We start from the raw sequence: 25499 nt of genomic DNA, 5'->3' as shown, positions 1-25499 counted from the left end.
CCAAAAAGAGAAGGGAACCTCACATGAAACATTGGCTCACAACGACCGTCGCCGCGTCAGCGCTTATGCTGGCGCTCGGCATGGCTTCGGCCGCAGCGCAGGAAACGCTCGACCAGAAAGCCAAGCAGGGCGGCGCCATTACCATCACCTACAAGGACGATGTCGCCACCCTCGATCCGGCGATCGGCTACGACTGGCAGAACTGGTCGATGATCAAGAGCCTGTTCGACGGGTTGATGGACTACGAGCCGGGCACGACCAAGCTGCGTCCCGAACTCGCCGAAAGCTACGAGATTTCGCCTGACGGCAAGACCTTCACCTTCAAGCTGCGCAAGGGAGTGAAGTTCCACAATGGCCGCGAGATGACGGCAGACGACGTCAAATATTCGCTCGACCGTGTCACCAATCCCAAGACCCAAAGCCCGGGCGCCGGCTTCTTCGCCTCGATCAACGGCTATGAAGACGTCGCCGGCGGCAAATCGGAGAGCCTTTCGGGGGTATCAGTCGTCGACCCTTCGACCGTCAAGATCGAGCTGTCGCGGCCCGACGCCACCTTCCTGCATGTCATGGCGATCAACTTCAGTCATGTCGTGCCGAAAGAAGAGGTCGAGAAATACGGCGCCGATTTCGGCAAGCATCCAGTCGGCACCGGCGCCTACAAGATGGCCGAATGGACGCTCGGCCAGCGCCTCGTCTTCGAGCGCAACGCCGACTACTGGAACAAGGGCCTACCCTACATCGACAAGATCACCTTCGAGATCGGCCAGGAGCCGATCGTGGCCCTGCTGCGCCTGCAGAACGGCGAGGTCGACGTGCCGGGCGACGGCATTCCCCCGGCGAAGTTCCAGGAAGTGATGGCCGATCCCGAGCAGAAGGCGCGCGTCGTCGAAGGCGGCCAGCTGCAGACCGGCTATGTCACCATGAACACGACCATGGCGCCGTTCGACAACGTCAAGGTGCGCCAGGCCGTCAACATGGCGATCAACAAGGACCGCATCGTCAAGCTGATCAACAACCGCGCCGTGCCGGCCAACCAGCCGCTGCCGCCATCGATGCCCGGCTATGACAAGGCCTTTACCGGCTATGCCTTCGATGTCGAGAAAGCCAAGGCGCTGCTCGGCGAAGCCGGCCATCCCGAGGGCTTCGAGACCGAACTGTTCGTCATGAACACCGATCCCAACCCGCGCATCGCCCAGGCGATCCAGCAGGACCTCGCGGCGATCGGCATCAAGGCCTCGATCCAGTCGCTCGCCCAGGCAAACGTCATTGCCGCCGGCGGCGAAAAGGATGGCGCGCCAATGATCTGGTCCGGCGGCATGGCCTGGATCGCCGACTTCCCCGATCCGTCCAACTTCTACGGCCCGATCCTCGGCTGTGGCGGTGCCGTGCAGGGCGGCTGGAACTGGTCGTGGTACTGCAACAAGGAGCTCGACGAAAAGGCGGCGGCAGCCGACTCGATCGTCGATCCTGCCAAGGCCGAGGAACGCGCCAAATTGTGGAGCGACATCTACGCCAAGATCATGGCCGACGCGCCTTGGGCACCGGTGTTCAACGAGCAGCGCTTCACCATGAAGTCGCCACGCATGGGCGGCGACGACAAGCTCTATGTCGACCCGGTCCATATCCCGATCAACTACGACTATGTGTATGTGAACGATGTGCAATAACTGCAACTACACCATCCACGGACGCCATCATCACTTCGGCTGGGACAATTCATTTGCCCCAGCCGAACGGGTGGCGCCCGGCTCGACGATCGAGTTCGAATGTCTGGATTCATCGGGCGGCCAGCTCAAGGCCAACAGCACCGTCGGCGACATCGCCAAGCTCGACTTCGACCAGATCAACCCGGTGACGGGTCCGATCTATGTCGAAGGCGCTGAAGCAGGTGACGCGCTCAAGGTGACCATCGAGGCGTTCAAACCGTCCGGCTTCGGCTGGACGGCCAACATCCCGGGCTTCGGCCTGCTCGCCGACGACTTCAAGGAGCCGGCGCTGAACATCTGGAAATATGACGCGACCTCGCTCGAGCCGGCCTTGTTCGGCAAGAACGGCCGCGTGCCGCTCAAACCTTTCGCTGGCACCATCGGCAACGCGCCGGCGGAAATGGGGCACCACAGCGTGGTGCCGCCACGACGCGTCGGTGGCAATCTCGACATCCGCGACCTCGCGGCCGGCACGGTGCTCTACTTGCCGGTGGAAGTTGCCGGCGCGCTGTTCTCCGTCGGCGACACGCATGCCGCCCAGGGCGACGGCGAGGTCTGCGGCACGGCGATCGAAAGCCCGATGAACGTCGTGCTGACCCTCGACCTGGTCAAGGATGCCAGGCTGAAGACGCCGCGCTTCACCACGCCGGGGCCGGTGACGCGGCATCTCGACGCCAAGGGTTATGAGGTGACGACGGGCATCGGCCCCGACCTGATGACCGGTGCCAAAGAAGCCGTCGCCCAGATGGTCGACCTGCTGTCGGCGCGTTACCAGATGGACCCCGTCGACGCCTACATGCTGGTGTCGGTGTGCGGCGATCTCCGCATCTCAGAGATCGTCGACATGCCGAACTGGGTGGTGTCGTTCTACTTCCCGCGTTGCGTGTTCGAATGACCACTGCGACGGATGCCAAACGCGACGTCGGGGCCCCTGCCCCGATGTCGGACAAGCCGGTGCTCGACGTTGCCGGACTGACGATCTCCGTGCGCGGCGAAGACGGCGAGCGCGCAGTGGTCTCCGACCTTTCCTTTGCGCTGGGACGTGGCGAGACGTTGTGCATCGCCGGTGAATCCGGTTCGGGCAAGTCGATGACGTCGCTGGCAATCATGGCGCTGCTGCCGCAGCCGGCGGCAAGGATCTCCGCTGGCTCGATCAGGCTCGGCGACACCGACCTCATTGATCTCGACGAACGCCGCATGCGCCGCATCCGTGGCAATCGCATCGCCATGATCTTCCAGGAACCGATGACCTCACTCAATCCGGTGCTCTCCATCGGGCGCCAACTGATCGAAGCGATCGAGGCCCATACCGGTGTTTCGCGCGTGCAATCGCGTCAGCTCGCCATCGAGGCGCTGACGGCCGTGCGCATTCCCGAGGCCGAGAGCCGGCTGAAGCAATATCCGCACGAACTGTCCGGCGGCATGCGCCAGCGCGTCATGATCGCCATGGCGCTGGCCCTGAAGCCGGACGTTCTGATCGCCGACGAGCCGACCACGGCCCTCGACGTCACGGTGCAGGGCGAAGTGCTCGAATTGCTGCGCGACCTGCAGCGCCAGCACGGCACCAGCGTCATCCTCATCACCCACGACATGGGCGTGGTCGCTGAAATGGCCGACCGCGTCATCATCATGCGCAACGGGCGCATGGTCGAGCAAGGCAAGGTCGCCGACATCTTCGAGCGGCCCGCGGTCGACTACACACGCGAGCTTCTGGCGGCGGTGCCGCGCATGGGCACTGGTGCTGCGCGCCAGGGCTCGAGCGAAACGACCGAGGACGCAAAACCGGCCGCGGTCGCGGTGGCGCAAGATCTGCACGTGCGCTTCGACCTGCATGGCGGCTTCTTCGGCCGGGTCAATCGCCGGGTGCATGCCGTCGAGGGCGTCAGCTTTTCCATCGCGCCCAACGAAACACTGTCGCTGGTCGGCGAATCCGGCTGCGGCAAGTCGACGACGGCCAAGGCCCTGGCCGGGCTGGTGCCTTACAGCGGTGAGCTTGCGATCGGCGGGCGCAACCTGTCTGGGCTGGGTCGCGACGAGCGCAAGGCGGTGCGCCGTGACGTCCAGATGATCTTCCAGGACCCCTACGCTTCGCTCGACCCACGCATGCGCGTCGGCGATCTGGTCGCTGAACCGCTGCTGATCCACAACATCGGTACGCCGCGCGAGCGAACCGAGCGGGTCGCCGCCTTGTTCGAACGCGTCGGCCTGTCGGCCGACCAGATGGAGCGCTACCCGCATGAGTTTTCCGGCGGCCAGCGCCAGCGCATCTGCATCGCCCGCGCCCTGGCGCTCAGGCCCAAGCTGATAATCGCCGACGAGAGCGTGTCGGCGCTCGACGTTTCGGTGCAGGCGCGCGTGCTGCAATTGCTGAAGGAACTGCAGCGCGAATTCGGCGTCGCCTACCTGTTCATCTCGCATGACATGGCGGTGGTGGAGAACATCTCCGATCGCGTCGCCGTCATGTATCTCGGCCAGATCGTCGAGATGGGCACGCGCGACCAGATCTTCTCCAATCCTCGCCATCCCTACACCAGACGGCTGATCGAGGCGGTACCGGTTCCCGATCCTGTCCGGCGCCGAACACGCTTTGCGCGCATGGACCGCGAAATCCCGAGCCCGGTGCGCAAGCTTGGCGACGCGCCGAAGAAACTCGTGCTCGCCGATGTCGGCGGCGGCCACCTCGTCGCCGAATCAGCGGATCGCTGAGCCCGCCGGTGCGGGCAGCGGCCACGGCGCTCCTACATCCGTCTGATTTCACTGCCTCCGGCATAGATTGTGGAAAGATCACCTGGGAATACGCCGTTGCGACGTTTGTGCGCGGCAGCCAGCATTTGATGAATCAAAGTGTAGTGCTATCGTTCTTTCAAGCATGGTCAACAAAAGCTAAATTACAGCGATACGTTCCACCAAGCTTGGGCCTGGCGGATCCGCTCGCCGGCTTGTCGCCACGGGCGAATGACTTTGAAAATCCGGTCGCGGGCCAGGGTGGGAGTGGCAACGATTGGCGGAGCTATCCGAACAATTCATCGATCAGATCTACGAAGCATCCTTCGTGCCGGAGAAATGGCCCGCATTGCTTGACGGCCTCGCCAAGGCGGTCGACGGCATGGGCGGCTATCTGTTCACCATCAGCCGTGGTGCTTCCGCCTATGTCGCCTCGGACGCCGTCGCCTCCCATGTCGAAGCCTTCATGCACGAAGGCTGGATGACGGTGAACGGCCGCGCCGCGCGCGCCGAGGCGCTTGCCTATCCCGGCTTCATCACCGATCTCGATGTCTTCAGCCAAGACGAGCTGGAGAGCGAGCCGATCTACCGCGACTTCCTCCGGCCACGGGGCATGGGTTGGGCTGCCGGCACCCATATCCCGATCCCGACCGGCGACGTGCTGTCGTTCAACCTCGAGCGCGCAACCGCACGCGGGCCGTTCGAACGGTCCTATGTCGAGGCGCTCGACCGGCTGCGGCCGCATATTGCGCGCGCGGCCATGGTCGGCGCACGGATCGGCCTGGAAAAGGCGCGCGCAGGCGCCGATGCGCTGGAGGCGCTTGGCCTGCCGGCGGCGGTGCTGGGCGGACGCGGCCAGTTGCTCGCCTGCAACCAGCTGATGGACAGGCTGATCCCCGACATGGTGCAGGACGGCACGGCCCGCGCCCAGATCACCGACAGGAAAGCCGATGCGCTGCTCGATCAGGCACTTGCCGCACTCGCCGTCGGCACCCGGCGCGGCATCGTCCAGTCGTTCCCGATCAAGGGCGACGACGGCAAGCCGTCAGGCGTGGCGCATCTGTTGCCGGTGCGCGGCTCGGCCAACGACGTGTTCAGCCGCATGAACAGCATCCTGGTCATCATGCCGCTGCCCGGACCGGGTGCACCGCCAGCGAAGGTACTGCAGGCGCTGTTCGACCTGACGCCGAGCGAAGCGCGCATTGCGTCGGCGCTTGCTGACGGCCGCACCATCGATGCCATCAGCCAGGATTTCGGCATCGCCCGGGAAACCGTGCGCTCGCATCTGCGCTCGATCTTCGCCAAGTCGGGCGTTTCCAAGCAATCGTCGCTGGTTCGGCTGCTGCTCGGGGTGACGCTGCCGCGGCCGGGCAGCTAGACCATAGGCTTACTCGACAGTTCGCATGCGACCTGCGCAACTGGATTGGGGAGGAACGACAATGCCTTATCTCGACATCTATCTTGCCCAGCTGACCGACCCGTTCCGGATTGGCATGCTGATTGCGCTTGTGTTGACCGCTGCCAACACCGCGCAGGCGCTCAATCGCTGGATCCCGATCGCACTTGGCATCGTCTTCGTCGCCGTGCTGATCCCGTTCAGCATCGGCGCGAGCGCAACGGTCGACACAACGACCGCCGTGCTCGTCGGGCTTGTCTCCAACGCCACGATCCTTGCAGTGCTGCTTGCGGCCAAGGCACTCTATTCGCGCCTGGCCCGAGGTTAGAGGTCGGGGTTAGAGTTCGAACTCGCCCTGCCCTGCGTCGAGCGCACCGATGGTCTCGGCGGCAAGCGCCCGGGTAATGCGGCTCTTCTGTTCAAGCGCGGCACGGTCGAGGCGCTCGACGACGCGAATGGCCGTCGACAGCGAGCGCTCGATGCGGCGGACCAGGAACTGCACGACATGCGGCTCGACCTCGACCTGGCGGTCGGCGAACAGCTTGGTGATGACGCCGGCCAGCAACAGGTCGTCGGGCTCGTCGATCTCGACGGTTGCCGCAGCCTTCAGCCGCGAAGCGAGATCAGGCAACGTCACAGCCCAGGCCGCGGGAAAGCTGCGCGCTGTGAGCAGCAGCTGCGCGCCTGAGCCGCGAACGGTGTTGATGAGGTGAAAAAGCCCGTCCTGGTCGATCCTGCCCTGGTCGGCATCGTCGATCAGCACTGATGCCGCACCAACCTCGCCGAGATGAGCTGAAATGTCCGAGACTTCGAGCTGAAGTGCCTCGGCATGGTCGCGCCAGATCGCCGCAAGATGCGACTTGCCAGATCCGGCAGGCCCGGCAAGCAGCACGACAGGTGCGGGCCATTCGGGCCAGCGGTCGATCAGCGAAACGGCCTGGGCGTTGGCTGCTGATACGACGAGGTCGTCGCGCGAAAACCCCGGGGAATGGCCGAGATCCAGCGGCAGCTGGCGCGGTTTGATCGGCTCGCGCGACACGGTCATTTTTCCGGTTTCTCGCCGCTCGGCTTGCGCGCCTGGACTTTTGCGCCGCTCGCCTCGACTTTTGCGCTGCTCGGCTTACCGGCCTCAATCTTTGCAGTGCTCGGCATTCGGGCCTCGACAGGCTCCAGGGCATGGCCATGATAGAGCGGGGAATCGAGGTAGCGGCCGATGGCAAAGCGGACCAGCACGGCAACGGCCGCCGCCGACGGCACCGCCACCAGAAGGCCGACGAAACCGAACATCGCGCCGAAGGCGACGAGCGCGAACATCAGCCAGACCGGATGCAGGCCGACGCTCTTGCCGACGAGGCGCGGCTGCAGGATGTTGCCCTCGATGAACTGGCCGATGAAGAACACCGCCGCCACCGCCGCGACCATGGTCCAGTCCGGCCAGAACTGGACGAAGGCGACGCCGATCGACAGCACCAGGCCAAGCAGCGAGCCGACATAGGGAATGAAGCTGACCAGGCCGGCAAACAGGCCGATCAGCACGCCGAAATTCAGCCCGGTCAGGGTCAGGCCGGCGGCATAGAAGATGCCGAGGATCAGGCACAAAGTGCCCTGCCCGCGGACGAAGCCGGCGATCGCCGTGTTGATGTCGCGGGCGATCTGCCTGACGGTGACGACGTGATCGCGCGGGATCCAGCTGTCGACGACCGCGACCATGCGGTCCCAGTCGAGCAGCATGTAGAAGGCGACGACCGGGGTGACCACGAACAGGCTGGCGATCGAAAACAGCGCGACGCCCGAGCTCCAGATGCCCTGGAAGATGGTGGTGACGAAGCCGAAGCCCGACTTGATCAGCGAGTTCAGCCCCTCGCGCAAGCCTTCGGCATCGACGCCGAAACGCTGTTCGAGCCATTGCGGATTGAAGTCGGTGATCAGCTGCTGCAGGCGTTCGAGATAACCCGGCACCTTGGCGGCGAAGTCGGCCATCTGCGAGGCCAGCACCGGAATGATGATGACAAGGCCGAGAACCAGAAGCACCAGGAAGCAGACCAGGATGACGACGGTTGCCATCAGCCTGGACAGGCCGAGCTTCTGCAGCCGGTCGGCGACCGGGTCGAGGAAATAGGCAAGCGCCATGCCGGCGACGAAAGGCAGCAGGATGTCGCTGAACAGATAAAGGAATACCGAAAACAGGACGGCTGTGATCAACCAGAAGCGGATCTGCTTGCGGAATGCCGCCGCAGCAGCTTCTTCGGCCGCTTCGTTATCGGTTGGGAGTTTCGCCTTCGCCATAACCGCTCATGTGCCTCAGCCAGGCCACGAGATAGGCTGCCGCGGAAGCGACGGTCAAGAGGCCGGAAATGGTTATCAACGCCGGCCGGACCGGGCCGAGCGCAAAGCTGAAGGCAAGTTCGGCCAGCACGACGGCCGCCAGCACGATCTGGACGGCGGTGTTGACCTTCGACACCATCAGCGGGCGCACCTTCACCGGATGCGCCATGATGGTCGACAAAAGCACCGCGCCGACGATCAAGGCGTCGCGCGACACCGCCAGCACCACCAGCCACAGCGGCAGATGCCCCATGATGCCGAGCACGACGAAGACGCTGACCAGCAACAGCTTGTCGGCCATCGGGTCGAGATAGGCGCCGAGTTCCGAGCGCTGGTTGAAGTGGCGGGCGATGAAGCCGTCGACGCCGTCCGAAACGCCGGCAATGACGAAACCGGCAAAGGCCCAGTCCCACTCCCCCGCCAACATGGCGTAGATCACGCACGGCACGAGGATCAGCCGCATGATCGTGATCATGTTCGGAATCGTCACGATAAGCATTCCGCCCCGGCCGTTGCCATTACGCTTTGTCTTTTCCCGACATTTTGTCTTTAGTCGATAAATGGGCGAGACTTCACGACATCGCAAGGGAGTGGGCGGCTGCGCAAGGGAGTGGCCGTGATGCGCGTAGCGGTCCGGGCAGCCCTGTCCACCGCTTTGGCGGCCGTTTCGGCGGCAATCCGGCTCTCTCGCTTGCGGGAACGGGCCGTTCATGCGAATAGCGCCCCAAAAGCGCACGACATCAGGAATTGGCGATGAGCGAAGGCAAGAACGGTCTCACCTATGCGCAGGCGGGCGTCGACATCGACGCCGGCAATCTGATGGTCGAGAAGATCAAGCCGCTGGTGCGCTCGACGCGCCGGCCGGGCGCGGATGGCGAGATCGGCGGCTTCGGCGGCCTGTTCGACCTCAAGGCCGCCGGTTTCAACGATCCGATCCTGGTCGCGGCCAATGACGGTGTCGGCACCAAGCTCAAGATCGCCATCGATGCCGGCAAGCACGACACGATCGGCGTCGACCTCGTCGCCATGTGCGTCAACGACATCGTCGTCCAGGGCGCCGAGCCGCTCTTGTTCCTCGACTATTTCGCCACCGGCAAGCTCGATCCCAACCAGGGCGCCGACATCGTCTCCGGCATCGCCGAAGGCTGCCGCCAGGCCGGCTGCGCGCTGATCGGCGGCGAAACCGCCGAAATGCCCGGCATGTATCATGGCAACGACTACGATCTCGCCGGCTTTGCCGTCGGTGCCGCCGAACGTGGCCGGCTTTTGCCGACCGACGACGTCGTCGAGGGCGACGTGCTGCTCGGCCTGGCATCCTCGGGCGTACATTCCAACGGCTATTCGCTGGTCCGCCGCATCGTCGAGGTCTCCGGCCTGAAGTGGAGCGACCGCGCCCCCTTCGCCGATGGCCCGACGCTGGCCGAAGCGCTGCTCGAACCGACGCGCATCTACGTCAAGTCGCTGCTCAAGGCGATCCGCGAGACCAACGGCATCAAGGCGCTGGCCCACATCACCGGCGGCGGTTTCCCCGAAAACATCCCCAGGGTGCTGCCCAAGGAATTCTCGGCCGAGCTCGACCTGTCGGCGATCGAGGCACCGCGCGTGTTCTCGTGGCTGGCTGCCACAGGCGGTGTCTCGCCTGAAGAAATGATGCGCACCTTCAACTGCGGCATCGGCATGATCGCGGTGGTTGCCGCCGGACAGGCAGCACAGGTCGCCGCCGTGCTGCAGGAGGCCGGCGAGACCGTCACGCCGATCGGCCGCATCGTGCCGCGCCGCGACACCGGCGTCATCTATCGCGGGTCGCTCGCCCTATGAGCCTGCAGCGCAAACGCACCGTCATCCTGATTTCCGGCCGCGGCTCCAACATGGCCGCGCTGATCGACGCCGCCGCCGACCCGGCATTCCCCGCCGAGATCGTCGGCGTCATCTCCGACAAGGCCAACGCGCCCGGCCTCGGCATCGCCGCCAGCCGTGGCATAGCCACCAAGGTGGTGACACGCGCCGACCATGCCAGCAAGGAAGCGCATGACGAGGCGATTGCCACGGCACTCGACACGTTCGGCGCCGAGATCGTGGCGCTAGCCGGCTACATGCGTCTGCTGACCACCGGCTTCGTCGAGAAGTGGCAGGGCCGGATGATCAACATCCATCCGGCACTGCTGCCGTCGTTCAGGGGGCTCGACACCCACCAGCGCGCGCTCGACGCCGGCATCCGCGTGCATGGCTGCACCGTGCATTTCGTCACGCCCGAGATGGATGACGGCCCCATCATCGCCCAGGCCGCCGTGCCGGTGCTGATCGACGACGACGAGCCGACACTGTCGGCCCGCGTGCTCAAGGCCGAGCATCGGCTCTATCCGCTCGCCCTCAGGCTCTTCGCCGAAGGCAAGGTGCGCATGGAAGGCAGCCGCACGGCCTATTCCGGCTTCGCCGACAGCATCGGCACCGACGAGATCGCCGCCCCTAACCCGGCACGCGACGAGATCGATCTCGAGCAGCTCGCCCGCATCACGCCCTGAGCCGAAAGACCTGCATGGCAATAATCAGGCACCTGCTTCTGCTGCGCCATGCCAAGTCGAGCTGGGACGATGCGGCGCTTGCCGATTTCGACCGGCCGCTTTCGCCGCGTGGCCTCGAGGCTGCGCCGCGCATGGGCGCGGAAATCGCCAGGCGCGGCTGGCTGCCCGAGCTGGTCTATATCTCGCCTGCCATGCGCACGCGCCAGACCTGGCAGCTGGCTTCGGCACTCTGGCCGGCGCCGCTGCCGAAAACCGCGCTGCACGACAGCATCTATGGCGCCCTGGCAAACGACCTGTTCGCGCTGACCAGGGCTGCGCCCGACGAGACCGGCGCGTTGCTGGTCATCGGCCACAATCCGGGGCTTGAGATCTTCGCCGCCCAGCTGGCCGGCCCCGCTTCGAGCAGCGATGCGGTCCAGTCGCTGGAAGAGAAACTCCCCAGCGGCGCACTGGCCCGCTTCGAATTCGAAGGCGACTGGGACGAACTGCGCCCCGGCATGGCGCGCCTGACGCATTGCCTCAGGCCAAGAGAGCTGGCCTGAGGGCCCAACCTCGCGGCAGAGACCGCCGAGGCAAGCCGCCCGCCGCATTCGACCATCCCGCAACGATATCCGCCTGCCACGCCCCTGCCCGGTCGTGTCCTTTCCGGCCGCCGGTCGAAGCCCGTCACCCCGCCCGGCCGCGATTTTTCAGACAGCGACAAAATAATAATTGCATATGCAACTACTAATGCCTATGTTGGCGTCATGTTCGACCGTTGCATCTACTTCAACACCACAGCCCTTGCGCGCCAGCTCGACCGCGTCTGGACGGCGGCGTTTGCGCCGTTCGACCTGACGCCGCCGCAAGGCTTCATGCTCAGGGCGGTGCTGGCGCGGCCGGGCCTTTTGCAGAGCGAACTGGCCGACGAACTGAAGATCGCCCGGGCGACCGCGACACGCGGCCTCGACGGGCTGGAAGCCAGGGGCCTGATCGTCAGGACCAAATCCACCGGCGACAAGCGCGAATCCCTGATCACGCCGACGGCGGCGGCGCTCGAAATCAAGGATGCGCTGAACGCGGCCAGTGCTGCGGTCACCCAACGCCTGTCAGGCCTTTTCGGCGACCAGGTCTTTGCCGGTTTTGTCGAGCAGGCCAAGGCGATCGCCGCAAAGCTGGAATGAGCCGGTCAAGACACACAAGCCACTCACAATAGTTGCATAGCTAACCACTGGAGACCGACAATGCCTATCCTCACCGTCAAGATATCAGCCCAGCGCAGCGACACGCTGACCGACCAGGTGGCGGCGATGCTCGCCGAACACACCAGCGCCATCCTCGGCAAGAAGCCCGAGGTGACGGCCATCGCTATCAGCTACATCGACCCGCGCGACTGGATCATCGCCGGAAAGTCATTGCAGAGCCACGGCAAGTCGAGCTTTGCGCTGGAGATCAAGGTCACCGACGAGACCAACACCAAGGACGAGAAGAAGCGCTACATCGCGGCGGTGTTCGCAGGCTTTACCGCAATTCTCGGCGACATCCACGAGGAGAGCTACATCCACGTGCACGACGTGCGCGCGGCCGCCTATGGTTATGGCGGCAAGACCCAGGAGTTCCGTTACCAGCACCCCTGATGGCAGCACCCCTGATGGCCGCATCCGTGATGGCGCCATAACGCACGGCGCCATTTCAGGCCTTGGGGCGCGCGCCTGCCATGGGGTGCGTCTTGGGGCGCCTGTCTTCCGGGCGCGTCTTCTGGGCGCGTCTTGGGGGGCGCGCACGTCTTGCCGGGACAGGCGCGCCGGCCGCCTAGCGGAATTTGCGCGTGAGCAGAGACACCAGCCTGGGCGCCGCCATGATCAACACCGCGCCGACCAGCCAGACCACAACAACCAGCGGCTTGAGCACGGCACCGACGAGCGCGAAAAATCCGCCGAGCATGCCCGACGTTTCGGCGCTGCCGACCACACCGACGACTTCCGAGCCGATGCCGGTCGCAGCCGCGGCATCCCGACCGGTCTGCACCAGGGCGCCGGCATTGCTCGACGTCCAGGCAAGCACGCCGTCGACGAGGCTGTAGCCGCCCCAGGCGAGCAGCGTCCACACCACCAGCACGACCAGCGCTGCCGTGCTGCCGAAGCCGGGCATTCGCGAGCGGGGCGCTGCTTTCACCGCCGCCGCGCGCCCGTCGCGCCCGAAGGCCCCCGATACATTGCCCGCCGTCCCGTGCCCGCCGGAACTCGCGGCGCCGCGATGGCCGCCTGAGGCCTTGTCGCCAAACCTCTTGCCGACCTCGCCAAGAACGGCGCCGAGCAGGCCGTCCTTGCCGCCCCTGTTACGGTCCTTGCCGCTGTATTTGTTCCTGAAGTCGCCCATCGATGCTCTCCGCTACAGTTGCGCACCGAAGACTCATCGGGCCGGCAAGACATAGGCACTCCGGCTGTTAGAGATAATGGGACAGATTGCTGACATGTTGACGCAGGCACTGTCAGTGGATGCGCTCCAGCGGCGCGCAGCTGACCCGCTCCATCTGCAATGTGGTGTGGTGCAGGTCGAACTTTTCCTGCAGCCGCACCTCCACCGCCCGGCGCACCGTCTCGGCATCGGCGCCCTCCTCCAGCACCACATGCGCGGTCAGCGACGCCTTGCTCTGGGTGATCGCCCACAGATGCAGATCGTGCACCGAGGCCACGCCAGGCACTGTTGATATCGCCAGCTCGACCTCGGCCAGCTCCATATCAGGCGGCACGCCTTCGAGCAGGATGTTGATGCACTCCTTGAGCAGCACCCAGGTGCGCGGGAAGACCATGAAGCCGATGCCGACGGCAACGACGGAATCGACCCATGACCAGCCGGTCAGCCAGATCAGGGCAGCACCGGCGATCACGCCGATCGAACCGAGCATGTCGGCCCAGACCTCGAGATAGGCGCCCTTGACGTTGAGGCTGCCATCCTTGTGGCCGGCCAACAGCCGCATCGACGTCAGATTGACCAGAAGCCCGATGACGGCGATGCCGAGCATGCCGAGCGAGGCGATGTCCTGCGGCTGGAACAGCCTGACATAGGCCTCGTAGAGAATGTAGAAGGCGACGGCGAGCAAAAGCAGCGCGTTGAAGGCCGCAGCCAGGATCTCGAAGCGGGCGTAACCATAGGTGCGCAGCAGGTCGGCCGGGCGGCGGCCGACCTTGATCGCCACCAGCGCGATCGCCAGCGCCATGGCGTCGGTCAGCATGTGCGTGGCATCCGATATCAGCGCCAGGCTGCCGGTGACGAAACCGCCGATCACCTCGGCCACCATGAAGGCGCTGGTCAGGCCCAAGGCCATCCACAGCCGTGTCTCAGGCGTGTTCTTCATGTCGCCGTGATCATGGTCGCCGCTCATCATGGCCTCCCCTCGGGATCTGCTTGCCACAAGCTAAAGCAATTGCGGGAACAGTGTGAAGCGGTTTTCCCTGGGGAATTGCGTAAAAACAAGTAGATAGGTCGAGACGGGCGGGGGCGCGACAGACGAGAATGATCGAGCCGCGGCGGCATGGCCCCGGATAAAGAAACGCGGACCGTCGCAAGGCACTGAAATGGACGCTGGAACGGCTCGCGGCTAGGCCAGCAGAGCACGACGGCGGTTCATAACTTCGAGGCTGGCAAGAACTGCTTCACTGACAAGGCCTTCGCTTCGTTGAGGCTAGTCCTGAACTGTAGACTTCCAGACCTGTTGCTACCCGTCGAGGAAGCCCCGAGGAAATTGCAAGCGAAGCGGAAATCTTGGCATCCCTCCCCGCATTGAGGGCTTGAGCGACATCTTCATCAGTGTCGCTTGTACGGAGATCATGAACGCCGTGGATGGCAAGCGAGGCGGATTAAGACAAGCGACGACTGATGATCAACCATCACCCGCCAATCCCCACGGTGTAGCAAAGCCATCTATTTAGATATCTCCGCCACTTTGTGCTTGATGACGATGGTGGAGTATAGCGGTGCGACTGCGCCGGCCGCTTCGATAAAGCCGGATACAGTTTCCTCGTTTCGCGAAGCAAAGCGCGGCTTGATCTGGTGACTAATCGTCAGTTCGTGCCTCCGCCCGCTCCGAGACACGTCGCATTTCGTTCATTTCTTCGGAAATTTCGCATATGTGGCGATCAACTTCGGATCTTCGAAGTCTCCATTAACTGCATCGCCCTCTCGTACGAAAGCAACGACCAGGTGCTTCTGCTGGCGAGTCTTTCCGCGAGCCGCTTAGCGTGAACCACATCGCGCGCGACAACTGGAGTGGTCCGCTCCGCGCCGCGCTTACCCGGCTGGTAACTCTGGACGATGTACATTGCACTCATGCTCGCAATGGCGTCTTTGCTTGATGCCTTCATAGGAACACTGTCCTATCGAAAGAGCCAAGAACGAAAGAGGAACGATGGTAACTGCTTTCGCTTCCCCCGCGCCTCATTGACATCATGCCAGTTTAGGCATATTTTGATCTACATAGTTGAGGGGAATTTGGAATTTTTCGCGGGGGAGCAAAAATAAATGACCAAACATAAGCGGGGACGCTGTGAAGACGGTTTTCTGGATCGGCTCAAGCCGTGAGACTGTAAGAGACTTCCCGAAGGAAGTGCGCCAAGAGGTTGGATTTGCATTAGAGACCGCACAATTGGGCGGTAAAGCAATTAATGTCGTTCCGCTAGTTGGATTTAGCGGAGCGGGCGTTCTCGAAGTTATCGCGAATGGCGAGGGTGGCACATATCGCACGGTTTACACCGTTCGATTTCAAGAAGCCGTCTATATCCTACACGCATTCCAAAAGAAATCGAAGAAAGGAATTGCAACTCCGCGGCAGGAAATTGCGTTGGTTAGGCAACGCCTGAAAGTGGCGGAGAAGCACCATGAGAGAGAGCTTAAAAAGAAAGAAGCGGAGATGAAAAATGTCAGACATCCGGGATAATGAGATACTCATCGAACAAAGCAGCGGTGATGTATTTGCGGACCTGGATATCGAACTCGATGCAAAGGACCGCATGAAAAATGCGATAGCCCGCGAAATCACCCATCTGGTGGAATCTCGTGGCTTAACGCAGACGCAGGTTGCCCAAATTTTGCAAACCGATCAGGCTAAAGTGTCGAACATCACCCGAGGCCGGCTGGCTGGCTTTAGTGTTGATCGGCTGGTCAATTTCCTGATCTTACTTGGATACGATGTAGATATTCACCTATCCAAAAACTCTTCAGAGAAAGGGCGGGTGACTGTCCACTCGCCCGTCGCCATGTATGGGTAACATGATCCAATCGCGTGCAATGAAACCCCGGCGCTAAGCCGGGGTTTTCGTTTCAGCGCTAGTGAAAGAAGTACTGCGGGGTGTCGATTACGCCTACGTCATTTCTTTGGGGACACCTGGTCTAGTGGCGCAAGCTCAGTTGCCAGAGCCTCCACGAGGCGCAACGTCTAATACGACAGATTCAGCGATAGTAAGAGGCGCATGCGGTGAGTGATTTGTTTCAAATTGCCTGGGCAACATACAATACTCAGTTCGTGTCATTCGGCCTTACGATGCTGGCTGCGTTTATCTTTTGGTTGGTCCAAGGAAAGGCGAAAGTTCGGTGGGGAGTGCAGCATGGATTTGCGCACAAAGTTAAAAACCAATCGGCGGGCGCCGCTCCCGCTCCTGCAACTTTGGTTCACAGCGCCGCAATCCTATTTACAAACTCCGGAAGAGTGCCGGCAAAGAAAGTGGAAGTGACGATCAATTTTGAGCCGGATAGCCTAGCAATTTGGCCGCAGCGCCAGTATTCGCGTGAGAAAAACCCTGACGGTCGTTTAGTACTTGGTTTTGAGAGCTTGGCACCTCAAGAGCAATTGACCGTGAATCTGCTGACAATTGGAGCCAATGGTCCTGACGTGCTTAGCGTCCGTGCTGAAAACAGCAACCCGAAGGAAATCGCAATTGGTCCCGCTCGCATTTTTAGCAAGCCTATGAACGCCGTGTTTGCAGTATGGCTACTGTTGGGCCTACTGGCAGCAATCTACATTACGATTAACTTGATTGCGTGGTTCGCTCGTATTGGCAGCTGAGATACCTTGACCTCAATCCCCGCCTCGGCTCGGTTATGCCTTGGACTCGGAGAAGACCGAGCAAAGGATGCTACGAGCAAAGGATGCTACGAGCATCAGGACGCGCACCCCGCCTCCGCCGTGACCATGCATAATCTCAGCGGATCATGGCGCTTTTCCATTGGCCGAGGTGGCGTCACGCGACGGGTTCGGACTGCCGTGGTGGCTTGTGCGCCCCTCTGGTTGTTTCTTCACGGCCGACCAGCAAGCCCTCGTCATGTGCGTGATTGCGTCTTTCCTAGCGCCACGCCCCGCGCAGGCGACGCCTAGCTTGCCGGCTGGGCATCCTTTTCGAGCAGGAAGTCGATCACCGCGCGCACCGCCGGCAGCTGTCCGCGCTTGTGCGGCGTCAGGATGGTCGTGGTCACCCGCCCGGCGGTCCAGTCGGGCAGAACCCGCACCAGCCTGCCCTGCGCCACTGAACTGGCCGAGATCAGCTCGGGCAGGCAGACGATGCCGAGGCCGGATTCGGCAGCGATCAGCAAAGGCACTGACTCATCGGCATGGAAGCGCTGCCGCGGCGCCATTTCGACGAGGCGGCCTTGGCCATCTCGCAGCCGCCAGCTCTTTGCCGTCATCGAGCTCATCAGTCCGTCATGAGAGGCGAGCGCCTCCGGCGTTTCAGGCGCGCCATAGCAGGTGAGATAGGACGGTGCCGCCACCAGCGTGATCGCATCCTCGTTCATCCGCCTTTGCACGAGGTCGGAATCGGGCAGTGGCGCGAAATGGCTGCGCAGCGCGATGTCGAAGCCGTCCTGCACCAGGTCGACGAAACGGTCGGTGACATGCAGCTGGATCAAAAGCTTGGGATAACGGCGCGCCAGCACGGGCAATCGATGCGCCAGCCGGAACTGCGCATTGGGAACCGAGGTGGTGATGCGCACGATGCCGCTCGGCTCGGCCAGCCGCCGCTGCACCACCGCCTCCACCGCCTCGGCCTCGATGACCGCAGCCCGGGCATGGTCATAGACGTCGCGGCCGACGTCGGTCAGCGTGAAGCTGCGCGAGCTGCGGTGGATCAGCAACGCGCCGAGCGACGCTTCCAGTGCTGCCACCCGCTTGCTGACCGTCGATTTGGGACAGCCGAGCCGCCGGGCGGCGGCGGCAAAGCCGCCATGGTCGACCGCTGCGGCGAAGAAATGGAGATCGTTGAGGTTCAGCATCAAAGTCTACGTTTGTGGACATTTGGTTTCAAATTGCCCGACTACAGGATCAAAGTCCACATCGATACATCGGGGTCATCAACAATGGAGAGCTGACATGACAACCACCCCGATCCTCACCTCCGGCTTCCCGCTCGGCTCGTCGGCCGGCCTCGTCGCCGCCTTCGAATGGCTCGGCCAGCCCTACCGGCTGACCCGCGTCGACATGCTGGGCGAGATGCGCAGCGAAGCCTACAAGCGCTTCAACGGCCGGGTCGAAACGCCGGTGCTGGTCACATCAGACGGCCGCGTTTTGACCGAGACCATGGCAATCGCGCTCTGGCTCGAAGCACGCGACCCCGAGCGCCGCATCAGCTTTGTGCCTGATACGCCGGAGGCCGACAGGATGCACCAGATGATCGCCTTCCTGAACACCGCCTTCACCGGCGCCTTCGGCCCGCTCTGGGTGGCGCTCGAAGCCGAAGACGCCAGCGAAGCGGAGCGTGAGACGCTGCGCAAGTTCGGCCGCGACTTCGTCGCCACCCGCCACGCCCAGTTCGAGGCGATGATCGGCGACAGCGACTATCTGCTCGGCGATCACCCGACGCTGGCGGATGCGGTGTTTTCAGGCGTGGCCCGCTGGACCGACTTCCACAAGGCGGTGAACCCGGCCGACTACCCGCGCATCCTGGCGCTGCGCAACCGCATCGAGGCCGACCCGGCCTTCCGCTTCGCGGTGGCGATCGAGGACGGCGACGTCACGGCCAAGGGCAGCGGCGCGATGAAGGGTCTGGTGCCGCTCGCCGACGTGCTGCGCGACACGGCTGCCGCGCTGGCCGCCTGAGCGGTCAGGGAGAAAGGGCTGCGCGTCATCCGGCGCGCAGCCCGTTTCGGTGCGGGTGGAAAGACGACGTTCGATATGGTCAATTCCAGCAATGAGCCGATCTCGAACACCAGGCAAAGAGCCACTGTTTCGTCGCGTCAACACACGCACGCACAATGTCCGCCACGACTTTGGTGGCGAGCATCGATGGTCGCCACGACGCAATACGAGCTTGGGCCAAGAGAGCCTGGACGATGAGAGCCTGGGGGACGAAAGCCTCGGCAACGAAAGGCTGGAGGGTCGAGGCTCCATGCATGCTGGAAAACGGCGTGGGCGGGACTACACGCCGCTGTTCCGTTTCCTGCTGTCACGCGTCGGCAAGGACTGGACGCAGGTGCACAGCGAGGCTGTGTCACGGCTCGATGACGAGGAACCGATCTTCTGGCTCGTCGCCCGCACCGAGGCGGAGCAGCGACCTCAGGTGTTGATGGGCCAGAACTCCTATTACAGCGGCTTGTATGTCGACGATGACAATCGCCTTGCGAAAGTCGATCCCACACTGTCGGTCGAGCAGATGGAGCCGTCATGTTCCTGCTGCACGCACACATTCAACGGCATCCCCTTCACGCGACCATTCACTGGGCTCACGCCTAGCACGCGAAGCCATAATCTGAGATGACCGGTGCGGGGGTGGGATGCTGACAGTCCCCATCTGGAAATCTATTTTTTGCGATAGCTGTCGTTGCCGACGTGCAATCATTGATAAACTCCAAGAAGGCAGGAAAACCAGCGCAGCAACATTGATCAAGGAACTGACAATGGGTAATTTCAGGTACTGAGATCTAGATCATTATTGTCGGGTTCGATACCCTGCAAAACCCTCATTATTCAAGGATTTCAACTTGCCACTTCCTATTGATCTTCAATTGTCCGGTGCGAGCATACCCGTCGAACTGCGTGCCGGTATGTCGACGATCATTGTCGGCGCGAACGGCAGTGGGAAGACGCGCCTGGCAATGGAATGTGAACTGCAGGCTGATGAAGCCGCTCACCGTATTTCCGCGCAACGTATGCTTGCGCTTGATCCAGCTATCGCGAAGGTCGGGGAACAAGCAGCACGCAGTCAATTGCGATACGGAATCGTCGATCCAGTGAGGAATTACGGCAGCGTACGACAGGCGCGTGAGAATACCCGATGGGGTCAAGCTCAGCCCAGATTTATCCTCGATGACGCTGGACCGCTGACCCAGGTGCTTTTTGCAGAACAAGCAAACGTCGGGGTAGCAGTAAACGACGCGGCGGCAGCCGGAATGCCAGTGGTTGGCCGTGAGACCGTACTGCGCAAATTAACAGCGATCTTCCACCGAGTGCTGCCAACGCGTTGTCTCGCGACGACAGCCGACGATATCACAGTAACAGCCCTTGATGGGTCAGGTGCGACGAGCACGCCGTACAGCATCACACAGATGAGCGATGGCGAAAAGGCCGTCTTCTACATGATTGGACAGGTTTTGGTTGCCGATGCCGGTTCTGTCTTGATCATGGACGAGCCTGAAATCCACGTTCATCGCTCAATTCTAGGTCGGTTGTGGGACGAGTTGGAGGCGGCGCGACCAGACTGCGCGTTTCTTCTGATAACGCACGACCTGGAGTTTGCGGCGTCACGGGCAGGCAGAAAGTACGTTGTACGGAACTACTCCCCGGCGATGGGCTGGACGATCGAGGACGTGCCGGAGGCGGAAGGTTTCAGCGAAGAACTGGTCACGCTAATTCTCGGTAGCCGAAAGCCAGTGCTTTTCGTTGAGGGCGAGCAGCAGGGCAGCCTCGACATCGCCTTCTACCGCGCCTGTTATCCGGGCTGGACGATTATCCCGCGAGGCGGATGCGAGAACGTCATTCACTCAGTCGCTACGATGCGGCGTAACGCGGCCTTCACCCGTATCACCTGCGCTGGCCTGGTCGATGCGGACGGGCGCGACGCGGACGAACGGGCATATCTCGCCGGCATCGGCGTGTCGGTGCTACCCGTCGCTGAGATCGAGAATCTGCTGCTGTTGCCCGCTGTGTCGCAAATCATTCTGGCGAAGAATGATTTCAGCGGCGCTGAGTTGGAGACGAAGCTAGCCGAGGTGAAGGCGGCAGTGTTCGCTGACGCCATGGCGCCGAAGAACGTTAATGAAGTGGTACTCGGATACTGCCGCCGGCGCATCGATCAGATGTTGAAGCGGATCGACTTCTCGGCCGACAAGTCGATCGGCGACCTCGCAACCAGCTACGCCACACAAACGGGCGCGCTCGACGTCGCCGCAATCGCCGCCGGGATCGAAAAGAAAATAGCCGACGCAATAGCCGACGACGACCTACCAGCACTGCTCGCGATCTACGACCGCAAGAAACCGCTGCTGGCACTCGCCGCGCGGTTGCGCGCTGGCAGCGTCAACGAGTTCACCGCCTGGGTCACGCGCGCCATTCAGAGCAAGGAAGATGACAGGCTGCGAATGGCAATCGCGGCTGTGTTGCCGACGCCTTCGGCGGCGTAGTGTGTGGCATCGTCGTCCGATCGAATGTCCGCTTCCGGGCAAGCGCAGTTCGTATTGGATTGGCGAGAAAGCTGGCTGCGCTATTGCCGCTTTCACGTTGCGTCGTTCGGCTCGCGATCGGCTCGACCGATAAATGCCGAGGCGTCGTCGAAACTCGGCGTGATCTGCATCACGCTTCCGACAGGTCGATATTGGCCATGTCGTAGGCGACGAGCTGACAAGGCTCACCTTTCGCGCAGATCGAACGCCACACCGCCGTTGCCACCTTCCTGTTCGATCCAGGTTCGCCGCCGGTCCGCTGGTCAGGCGCTGCGCAGGCTGCCGACGATCAGCTTCGAGAACACCGTCCTGGCTTCGGCGTCTGTTACCTTGCCTGCCTGCAGTTCGCGCGCGATGGCCTCCGCCGCGCCCAACAGGCCAGTGCACAACAGACGAAGCTTCTCGCCGGAAACAGGAGAGAAGGGTTGCAGCGCCAGGGCGACGATGGTCACGTATTCCCCCAGCATGCGTGACTGCTGGAGCGCTATATCAGGGCTGCCCTGAAGTGCCGCAAAGATGGCAGGCCCTTCCTGGCCCATGTTCGACAGGCAGCTGAAATAAGCCGCGGCAATGGCGTCGGCCACGGCGGCAAGCTCGCCCGGCATTGCGCTCAGCTCCTGGCGAAGCTGTCTGACGTAATTGTCCTCCAGCCGCTGAAACAAGGCGAGCAGGAGGCCCGCGCGCGTTGAAAAATGGTCGTAGACGACGGGCCGGCTGACATCGGCTCGCAGGGCGAGCGTGCCCAAGGTGAGTTCATCGGCGCCCTGCTCCCGAACGATCTGGAGGGCCGTATCAAGGAGTTGGCTGCGACGGCCATCTCTCGGCAGCTTCACGATTTTCTCCTCTGCTTGACACCTACAATTTGTAGGTTACACTTTGTATGTTCGCAGTCAAGCAGGAGATGGACATGGGTGACGTCACGGTAATCGGCCTGGGTGCGATGGGCACCGCATTGGCGCGCGCGTTCCTTTCCGCCGGCAAGACGACCGTGGTCTGGAACCGGACCTCGGCAAAGGCCGATGATCTGAGAGACAGAGGGGCCAAGGTCGCGCTGACCGCCGCCGAAGCGGTCGCCGCCAGCCCGGTCCTAGTCATGTGCCTGTCGGACTATGCAGCGACGCGCAGCATTCTCGAAGACAAAGCTTTGGCCGGGATCGTCGGCGGGCGGCTTGTCGTGCAACTGGCCTCCGGCACATCAAGGGAAGCCCGAGCCATGGCGGCGTGGACAGCACAGCGCGGTGCGGAATATCTTGACGGCGCAATTTCCGCGTGGCCGAGCCAGATCGGAGGATCTGATGCCGCCATTCTGATTGCGGGCCCTGAGACGACCTTTGCCTCGGCCAGCCCCCTTCTTCAGGCGTTGGCCGGCAGCCTGGTGCATGTGGGCCCCGATGTGGGCCATGCCAAGGCGCTGTTCGGCGCTGCCCTGGCCTATTACGCCGCCCATTGGATCGGCTTCAGTCACGGCGCAGCCATCTGTGAAGCCGAAGGGCTCGATCCTGCTCGGTTCGGAGAGTTGATGGCGGGCTCGGCACCGTTCTTCGCAGACGACATGCGTCGCATGGGCCGGGTCATCGCCACCGGCAGCTTCAGCGAGCCTGAGAGCACCATCGGGTCCGTGCGCGCAGATATCGCGCGTCTCGTCGAAGTATCCGACAACCTCGAGATCGGCGCCGATTTTCCGACCTTTGCGACCGGGGTTTTCCAGCGCGCGGTGGACGCGGGTTATGGGGCGGAAGAACACTGCGCGGTCACAAAAGTGTTGCGCAGCACCTCGCCGCATCAGCGGCGACCTGTTCAAGGTAGCTCTGTCTAGGCCCGTCACAGTTGGAGGCTCGTTGGCCAGCCTGCATCGCTCCGCTTGCAATATGCAATCGGAAAGCGTAAGCCCAATCCAGTTGCAAAGTGCAACTGGATTGGCGAGCCAGTTTGGACCATCGCTCTGTCGATCAACCTGGCAACGCAAATGCCCGGCGTCGCTCCGACATCACCGTCTTGCGCGACGTGATGTTTGGGGACCGACGTCCTCTCGGCGGCGTGCGCAAAAGGCGGGCCGGCTTTGCCCGGGGCCTTCATGGCTGGGTTCGGGAACGACATTTCGGCGTTTCGAACCCCGATCGCGGCCCGTCAGTGTTGGCACGGTTGCAGGCGGCCGATGACGGCGACAACAGACCGCGCGACATCACCAGGACCTGAAAGGAGGTTGCATAATGCCCAAGTTCCTCACCATCGGATATGGCGACCAGGCCGGATATGACCGGACCTCACAACCCGTCCGCGACGCCGCCCACGCGCAGGATGCAAGGCTGCGCGCGGAGGGCGCATTGATCGGAATCGCTGGTGCGCCTGTGCAGGTGCGCAATCCCGAAGCGACGGGTCCGGAGACGCGGGATGGCCCGTTCATGTCGTCGGCCTTGCCGGTTGCCGGCTTCGCCATCATCGAGGCTGCGGATATGGCGGAAGCGGTAAAGAAGATCTCGGGCGTTCCCTGTGCCGTTGCGCATGGCGTCGTCGAAGTGTGGCCGTTGGAATAGGCAAACCGGCTCCCAGAGCCGACACAGAGGAAATGCGCGCCCGCCTCGGCCGCCGCCGCCGCTATCTGGCGCTGCCGAGATATTGGAGCTGACAGGTGCGGGGTGGAAAGCGCCCTAACCGTTTTCAGCCTGATGAAGCGGCCATTCGGCATCGCAAAGGTCGGTCGCGCAGGACCGACCTTTGCACCCGACCTTTGCGACGGAAATTCCACTGAAAATCCGGCGCGGCTGGTGTGCTCGCAAAACTCAGTGCGACAGCTGCGTTCCAGTTTTCGATGCGATTTGTCAGCGCAGTCTCAGAAGGTACTCCAAGCCCCGCGTGAAGCCACGCGGCGCGACGGTGAGGTGATCCTCGTCGTCCAGGACCGCCGACTTCAATTGCAGGTTCGGATACTTTCGGCTCTGCAACGCTGCTTCCAAAGCCCGGTTGTCGGCGACCATATCTACCGTCTGGTTGTAGCGCCGGTCGCCTTTGCGCTGCGCCTCATAGGCGCCGACATAAAGATAGACCTTGGCCGGCAGGTCCTTGTTCTGCGTGGCGTAAGCCGTTTCGAGCTTCAAGGTGTGGCGCTTGTCGTACCATAGAGAGGGGCTACCCAGGATATAGCCGCTAAACAGGCCAGGTTCGGTGAACAGTATCTGTGCGCCAAGCAAAGCGCCGTAGGAGTGGCCAAGGAAGAGCGATCTGGCGGAATCGGTCCGATAGCGGCCGGCGATAAATGGTTTCACCTGATCACCCAGATATCGCTGATAGGCCCGTCCCTGCCCATGGATCGCACCAGCTGGTGCGCTCCTCGGACCGTTCGACGTAGGGGTGTAGTCGCGCTGACGGCTGACCTTGCCATCCTCACCCTTTCCATAAGACAAACCGACAAGAATGAACTCCTCGATCCGGGGCCCTTCGACGTTCAGACGGCGGCCGATCTGCCGGATGATCGGGAAAGCGTAGTCAGCATCGGTGACGTAAAGCACGGGGTAGCGCCGCTGTGGTTCCTTCGCATAGGACGGCGGCAAGGCGACGAAGACCTGGTAGGCGCGACCGGAAACCGGATCGGGCACATCCCACACTTCGCTATCGATGATCTCGTATGCGCGCCCCTCTCCCAACTGAGCTTTTGGAGTCGACTGGGCGTATGTGAGCGTCGCACCACCAAGGACGCTGAAGCCGGCGATGACAGCTATCAGCAGGGCATTCAGAAAACAGCGTCGCATGTGAAGTCTCCGCGCGTAGGGATTTTTATGGTGTCGACCACTAATGGCGTACCCGCGCGGCATTAAGACTAAAATTTTATCGAATGGATTCGTACTTAACTAAACGTAAGGGCTGAGATTGATGGTTTCGGCTTTCAGCCAGCCAAGCTGTAATCTGTCCGTAATCTGTCGCAAAAATCCCGAAACCTGCGACAGATATGATTCAAGATGACAGGGACCTACATGGGCCGCTGTGGTCGTCTTCGTCTCCTGTCATCGAACGGACGCAATCGGTCGGCTGCAGAATGGCCGCTTTCATGTTGCGCCGTTCGGTTACCGATGTCTCGACCGGTAAACTGCAAGGCGTCAGCGAAAGATGGCGCAATCTGCCAGGCGCTTTCTCAATGTCGGTCAAGCAGCGGCACGAGCCGGTGTATCTGACCGACTCCGGCGGGGTGACTCTGCTCCCCGACAAGCG

The 25499-nt window shown here is 62.4% G+C and carries 26 protein-coding genes; 18 read left to right on the top strand and 8 right to left on the bottom strand.

The annotated features are described in order from the left end of the window. Nucleotides 1-23 precede the first annotated feature (23 nt). From IHE39_RS03165 to IHE39_RS03145, 5 genes are all read left to right on the top strand, one after another. Nucleotides 24-1667 (top strand): ABC transporter substrate-binding protein, encoded by a 1644-nt coding sequence (locus IHE39_RS03165; RefSeq protein WP_192565477.1) that lies wholly within the window; start codon nucleotides 24-26, stop codon nucleotides 1665-1667. Further along, nucleotides 1657-2601 (top strand): acetamidase/formamidase family protein, encoded by a 945-nt coding sequence (locus IHE39_RS03160; RefSeq protein WP_192565476.1) that lies wholly within the window; start codon nucleotides 1657-1659, stop codon nucleotides 2599-2601. The genes IHE39_RS03165 and IHE39_RS03160 overlap by 11 nt, the downstream gene beginning before the upstream one ends. 44 nt (nucleotides 2602-2645) lie before the next feature. Next, nucleotides 2646-4412 (top strand): ABC transporter ATP-binding protein, encoded by a 1767-nt coding sequence (locus IHE39_RS03155; protein WP_192566034.1) that lies wholly within the window; start codon nucleotides 2646-2648, stop codon nucleotides 4410-4412. Nucleotides 4413-4707: 295 nt separating this feature from the next. Beyond that, nucleotides 4708-5808 (top strand): helix-turn-helix transcriptional regulator, encoded by a 1101-nt coding sequence (locus IHE39_RS03150; RefSeq protein ID WP_192565475.1) that lies wholly within the window; start codon nucleotides 4708-4710, stop codon nucleotides 5806-5808. Nucleotides 5809-5869: 61 nt separating this feature from the next. Next, the gene (locus IHE39_RS03145; RefSeq protein WP_184768659.1) at nucleotides 5870-6154 is read left to right on the top strand and encodes a hypothetical protein; all 285 of its coding nucleotides are present in this window, start codon (nucleotides 5870-5872) and stop codon (nucleotides 6152-6154) included. 9 nt (nucleotides 6155-6163) lie between these two features. Here IHE39_RS03145 and hdaA read toward each other — a convergent pair whose 3' ends face one another. Genes hdaA through IHE39_RS03130 form a run of 3 tightly spaced genes read right to left on the bottom strand, consistent with a single transcriptional unit; the run spans nucleotide 6164 to nucleotide 8641 of the window. Then, nucleotides 6164-6871, bottom strand: a complete 708-nt coding sequence (gene hdaA / locus IHE39_RS03140) for a DnaA regulatory inactivator HdaA (RefSeq protein WP_184768658.1) — start codon at nucleotides 6869-6871, stop codon at nucleotides 6164-6166. Next, on the bottom strand, nucleotides 6868-8112 hold the full coding sequence (locus IHE39_RS03135) for an AI-2E family transporter (RefSeq protein WP_192565474.1): 1245 nt from the start codon (nucleotides 8110-8112) through the stop codon (nucleotides 6868-6870). The genes hdaA and IHE39_RS03135 overlap by 4 nt, the downstream gene beginning before the upstream one ends. Beyond that, nucleotides 8084-8641, bottom strand: a complete 558-nt coding sequence (locus IHE39_RS03130; RefSeq protein ID WP_184768656.1) for a CDP-alcohol phosphatidyltransferase family protein — start codon at nucleotides 8639-8641, stop codon at nucleotides 8084-8086. The genes IHE39_RS03135 and IHE39_RS03130 overlap by 29 nt, the downstream gene beginning before the upstream one ends. Nucleotides 8642-8904: 263 nt before the next feature. On the opposite strand from IHE39_RS03130, the gene purM reads away from it, so the two are divergent. The 5 genes from purM (at nucleotide 8905) to IHE39_RS03105 (ending at nucleotide 12289) form a co-directional block, all read left to right on the top strand. Continuing rightward, nucleotides 8905-9969: a phosphoribosylformylglycinamidine cyclo-ligase gene (gene purM, locus IHE39_RS03125; protein WP_115732794.1), complete on the top strand. Its 1065-nt coding sequence runs from the start codon at nucleotides 8905-8907 to the stop codon at nucleotides 9967-9969. Beyond that, nucleotides 9966-10673, top strand: coding sequence for a phosphoribosylglycinamide formyltransferase (purN, locus tag IHE39_RS03120; protein WP_192565473.1), 708 nt, complete (start codon nucleotides 9966-9968; stop codon nucleotides 10671-10673). The genes purM and purN overlap by 4 nt, the downstream gene beginning before the upstream one ends. 14 nt (nucleotides 10674-10687) lie before the next feature. Beyond that, entirely contained in the window at nucleotides 10688-11215 is a 528-nt protein-coding gene (locus IHE39_RS03115) for a SixA phosphatase family protein (RefSeq protein ID WP_192565472.1), read from the top strand. A gap of 204 nt (nucleotides 11216-11419) precedes the next feature. Then, nucleotides 11420-11836, top strand: coding sequence for a MarR family winged helix-turn-helix transcriptional regulator (locus tag IHE39_RS03110; protein ID WP_192565471.1), 417 nt, complete (start codon nucleotides 11420-11422; stop codon nucleotides 11834-11836). Nucleotides 11837-11896: 60 nt separating this feature from the next. Next, nucleotides 11897-12289, top strand: a complete 393-nt coding sequence (locus IHE39_RS03105) for a tautomerase family protein (RefSeq protein ID WP_192565470.1) — start codon at nucleotides 11897-11899, stop codon at nucleotides 12287-12289. 175 nt (nucleotides 12290-12464) lie between these two features. Here IHE39_RS03105 and IHE39_RS30525 read toward each other — a convergent pair whose 3' ends face one another. Continuing rightward, the gene (locus IHE39_RS30525) at nucleotides 12465-13031 is read right to left on the bottom strand and encodes a hypothetical protein (protein ID WP_246485371.1); all 567 of its coding nucleotides are present in this window, start codon (nucleotides 13029-13031) and stop codon (nucleotides 12465-12467) included. 112 nt (nucleotides 13032-13143) lie between these two features. Next, complete coding sequence (locus IHE39_RS03095) at nucleotides 13144-14037, bottom strand: cation diffusion facilitator family transporter (RefSeq protein WP_192565469.1); 894 nt, start codon at nucleotides 14035-14037, stop codon at nucleotides 13144-13146. A 1161-nt stretch (nucleotides 14038-15198) separates the two neighbouring features. Here IHE39_RS03095 and IHE39_RS03090 point away from each other — a divergent pair. The 3 genes from IHE39_RS03090 to IHE39_RS03080 all read left to right on the top strand — a co-directional run bounded on the left by IHE39_RS03090 (nucleotide 15199) and on the right by IHE39_RS03080 (nucleotide 16713). Then, nucleotides 15199-15588 (top strand): type II toxin-antitoxin system RelE/ParE family toxin, encoded by a 390-nt coding sequence (locus IHE39_RS03090; RefSeq protein WP_343070052.1) that lies wholly within the window; start codon nucleotides 15199-15201, stop codon nucleotides 15586-15588. Further along, on the top strand, nucleotides 15569-15919 hold the full coding sequence (locus IHE39_RS03085; RefSeq protein WP_192565468.1) for a helix-turn-helix domain-containing protein: 351 nt from the start codon (nucleotides 15569-15571) through the stop codon (nucleotides 15917-15919). Before IHE39_RS03090 ends, IHE39_RS03085 begins: the two co-directional genes overlap by 20 nt. A 206-nt stretch (nucleotides 15920-16125) precedes the next feature. Continuing rightward, nucleotides 16126-16713, top strand: a complete 588-nt coding sequence (locus tag IHE39_RS03080) for a hypothetical protein (RefSeq protein WP_192565467.1) — start codon at nucleotides 16126-16128, stop codon at nucleotides 16711-16713. A 305-nt stretch (nucleotides 16714-17018) separates the two neighbouring features. Here the strand turns inward: IHE39_RS03080 and IHE39_RS03075 are convergent, their stop codons facing one another. Then, complete coding sequence (locus IHE39_RS03075) at nucleotides 17019-17915, bottom strand: LysR substrate-binding domain-containing protein (RefSeq protein WP_192565466.1); 897 nt, start codon at nucleotides 17913-17915, stop codon at nucleotides 17019-17021. A 97-nt stretch (nucleotides 17916-18012) separates the two neighbouring features. Between IHE39_RS03075 and IHE39_RS03070 the strand changes: the two genes are divergently transcribed. The 3 genes from IHE39_RS03070 (at nucleotide 18013) to IHE39_RS03060 (ending at nucleotide 21257) form a co-directional block, all read left to right on the top strand. Further along, on the top strand, nucleotides 18013-18738 hold the full coding sequence (locus IHE39_RS03070) for a glutathione S-transferase family protein (protein ID WP_192565465.1): 726 nt from the start codon (nucleotides 18013-18015) through the stop codon (nucleotides 18736-18738). A gap of 289 nt (nucleotides 18739-19027) precedes the next feature. Next, nucleotides 19028-19396 (top strand): hypothetical protein, encoded by a 369-nt coding sequence (locus IHE39_RS03065; protein ID WP_246485370.1) that lies wholly within the window; start codon nucleotides 19028-19030, stop codon nucleotides 19394-19396. Between the two features lie 223 nt (nucleotides 19397-19619). Continuing rightward, nucleotides 19620-21257, top strand: a complete 1638-nt coding sequence (locus IHE39_RS03060; protein ID WP_246485369.1) for an AAA family ATPase — start codon at nucleotides 19620-19622, stop codon at nucleotides 21255-21257. A gap of 302 nt (nucleotides 21258-21559) precedes the next feature. Here the strand turns inward: IHE39_RS03060 and IHE39_RS03055 are convergent, their stop codons facing one another. Further along, nucleotides 21560-22129, bottom strand: coding sequence for a TetR family transcriptional regulator (locus IHE39_RS03055; RefSeq protein WP_192565463.1), 570 nt, complete (start codon nucleotides 22127-22129; stop codon nucleotides 21560-21562). Between the two features lie 74 nt (nucleotides 22130-22203). Between IHE39_RS03055 and IHE39_RS03050 the strand changes: the two genes are divergently transcribed. Both IHE39_RS03050 and IHE39_RS03045 read left to right on the top strand, forming a co-directional pair. Next, a complete protein-coding gene (locus tag IHE39_RS03050; protein ID WP_192565462.1) occupies nucleotides 22204-23112 on the top strand; it encodes an NAD(P)-dependent oxidoreductase in 909 nt (302 codons plus the stop codon). A 394-nt stretch (nucleotides 23113-23506) separates the two neighbouring features. Continuing rightward, a complete protein-coding gene (locus IHE39_RS03045; protein WP_192565461.1) occupies nucleotides 23507-23830 on the top strand; it encodes a YciI family protein in 324 nt (107 codons plus the stop codon). Nucleotides 23831-24115: 285 nt separating this feature from the next. On the opposite strand, the gene IHE39_RS03040 is transcribed toward IHE39_RS03045, so the two are convergent. Continuing rightward, complete coding sequence (locus IHE39_RS03040; RefSeq protein WP_192565460.1) at nucleotides 24116-25042, bottom strand: alpha/beta hydrolase; 927 nt, start codon at nucleotides 25040-25042, stop codon at nucleotides 24116-24118. Nucleotides 25043-25499 lie beyond the last annotated feature (457 nt).

It is taken from the genome of Aminobacter carboxidus (assembly GCF_014863355.1).
Lineage (GTDB): Bacteria > Pseudomonadota > Alphaproteobacteria > Rhizobiales > Rhizobiaceae > Aminobacter > Aminobacter carboxidus.
Note: the sequence above shows the minus strand (reverse complement) of the source record. Positions and strands in the feature narration are given on the sequence as shown.

What these genes read in the sequence shown, in the direction of transcription:
- hdaA (WP_184768658.1), bottom strand. Translation starts at nt 6,871, where the DNA reads ATGACCGTGTCGCGCGAGCCGATCAAACCGCGCCAGCTGCCGCTGGAT.
- IHE39_RS03110 (WP_192565471.1), top strand. Translation starts at nt 11,420, where the DNA reads ATGTTCGACCGTTGCATCTACTTCAACACCACAGCCCTTGCGCGCCAG.
- IHE39_RS03045 (WP_192565461.1), top strand. Translation starts at nt 23,507, where the DNA reads ATGCCCAAGTTCCTCACCATCGGATATGGCGACCAGGCCGGATATGAC.
- IHE39_RS03135 (WP_192565474.1), bottom strand. Translation starts at nt 8,112, where the DNA reads ATGGCGAAGGCGAAACTCCCAACCGATAACGAAGCGGCCGAAGAAGCT.
- IHE39_RS03105 (WP_192565470.1), top strand. Translation starts at nt 11,897, where the DNA reads ATGCCTATCCTCACCGTCAAGATATCAGCCCAGCGCAGCGACACGCTG.
- IHE39_RS03070 (WP_192565465.1), top strand. Translation starts at nt 18,013, where the DNA reads ATGACAACCACCCCGATCCTCACCTCCGGCTTCCCGCTCGGCTCGTCG.
- purM (WP_115732794.1), top strand. Translation starts at nt 8,905, where the DNA reads ATGAGCGAAGGCAAGAACGGTCTCACCTATGCGCAGGCGGGCGTCGAC.
- IHE39_RS03115 (WP_192565472.1), top strand. Translation starts at nt 10,688, where the DNA reads ATGGCAATAATCAGGCACCTGCTTCTGCTGCGCCATGCCAAGTCGAGC.
- IHE39_RS03050 (WP_192565462.1), top strand. Translation starts at nt 22,204, where the DNA reads ATGGGTGACGTCACGGTAATCGGCCTGGGTGCGATGGGCACCGCATTG.
- IHE39_RS03075 (WP_192565466.1), bottom strand. Translation starts at nt 17,915, where the DNA reads ATGCTGAACCTCAACGATCTCCATTTCTTCGCCGCAGCGGTCGACCAT.
- IHE39_RS03165 (WP_192565477.1), top strand. Translation starts at nt 24, where the DNA reads ATGAAACATTGGCTCACAACGACCGTCGCCGCGTCAGCGCTTATGCTG.
- IHE39_RS30525 (WP_246485371.1), bottom strand. Translation starts at nt 13,031, where the DNA reads ATGGGCGACTTCAGGAACAAATACAGCGGCAAGGACCGTAACAGGGGC.
- purN (WP_192565473.1), top strand. Translation starts at nt 9,966, where the DNA reads ATGAGCCTGCAGCGCAAACGCACCGTCATCCTGATTTCCGGCCGCGGC.
- IHE39_RS03145 (WP_184768659.1), top strand. Translation starts at nt 5,870, where the DNA reads ATGCCTTATCTCGACATCTATCTTGCCCAGCTGACCGACCCGTTCCGG.
- IHE39_RS03040 (WP_192565460.1), bottom strand. Translation starts at nt 25,042, where the DNA reads ATGCGACGCTGTTTTCTGAATGCCCTGCTGATAGCTGTCATCGCCGGC.
- IHE39_RS03095 (WP_192565469.1), bottom strand. Translation starts at nt 14,037, where the DNA reads ATGAGCGGCGACCATGATCACGGCGACATGAAGAACACGCCTGAGACA.
- IHE39_RS03160 (WP_192565476.1), top strand. Translation starts at nt 1,657, where the DNA reads ATGTGCAATAACTGCAACTACACCATCCACGGACGCCATCATCACTTC.
- IHE39_RS03085 (WP_192565468.1), top strand. Translation starts at nt 15,569, where the DNA reads ATGTCAGACATCCGGGATAATGAGATACTCATCGAACAAAGCAGCGGT.
- IHE39_RS03065 (WP_246485370.1), top strand. Translation starts at nt 19,028, where the DNA reads ATGCATGCTGGAAAACGGCGTGGGCGGGACTACACGCCGCTGTTCCGT.
- IHE39_RS03155 (WP_192566034.1), top strand. Translation starts at nt 2,646, where the DNA reads ATGTCGGACAAGCCGGTGCTCGACGTTGCCGGACTGACGATCTCCGTG.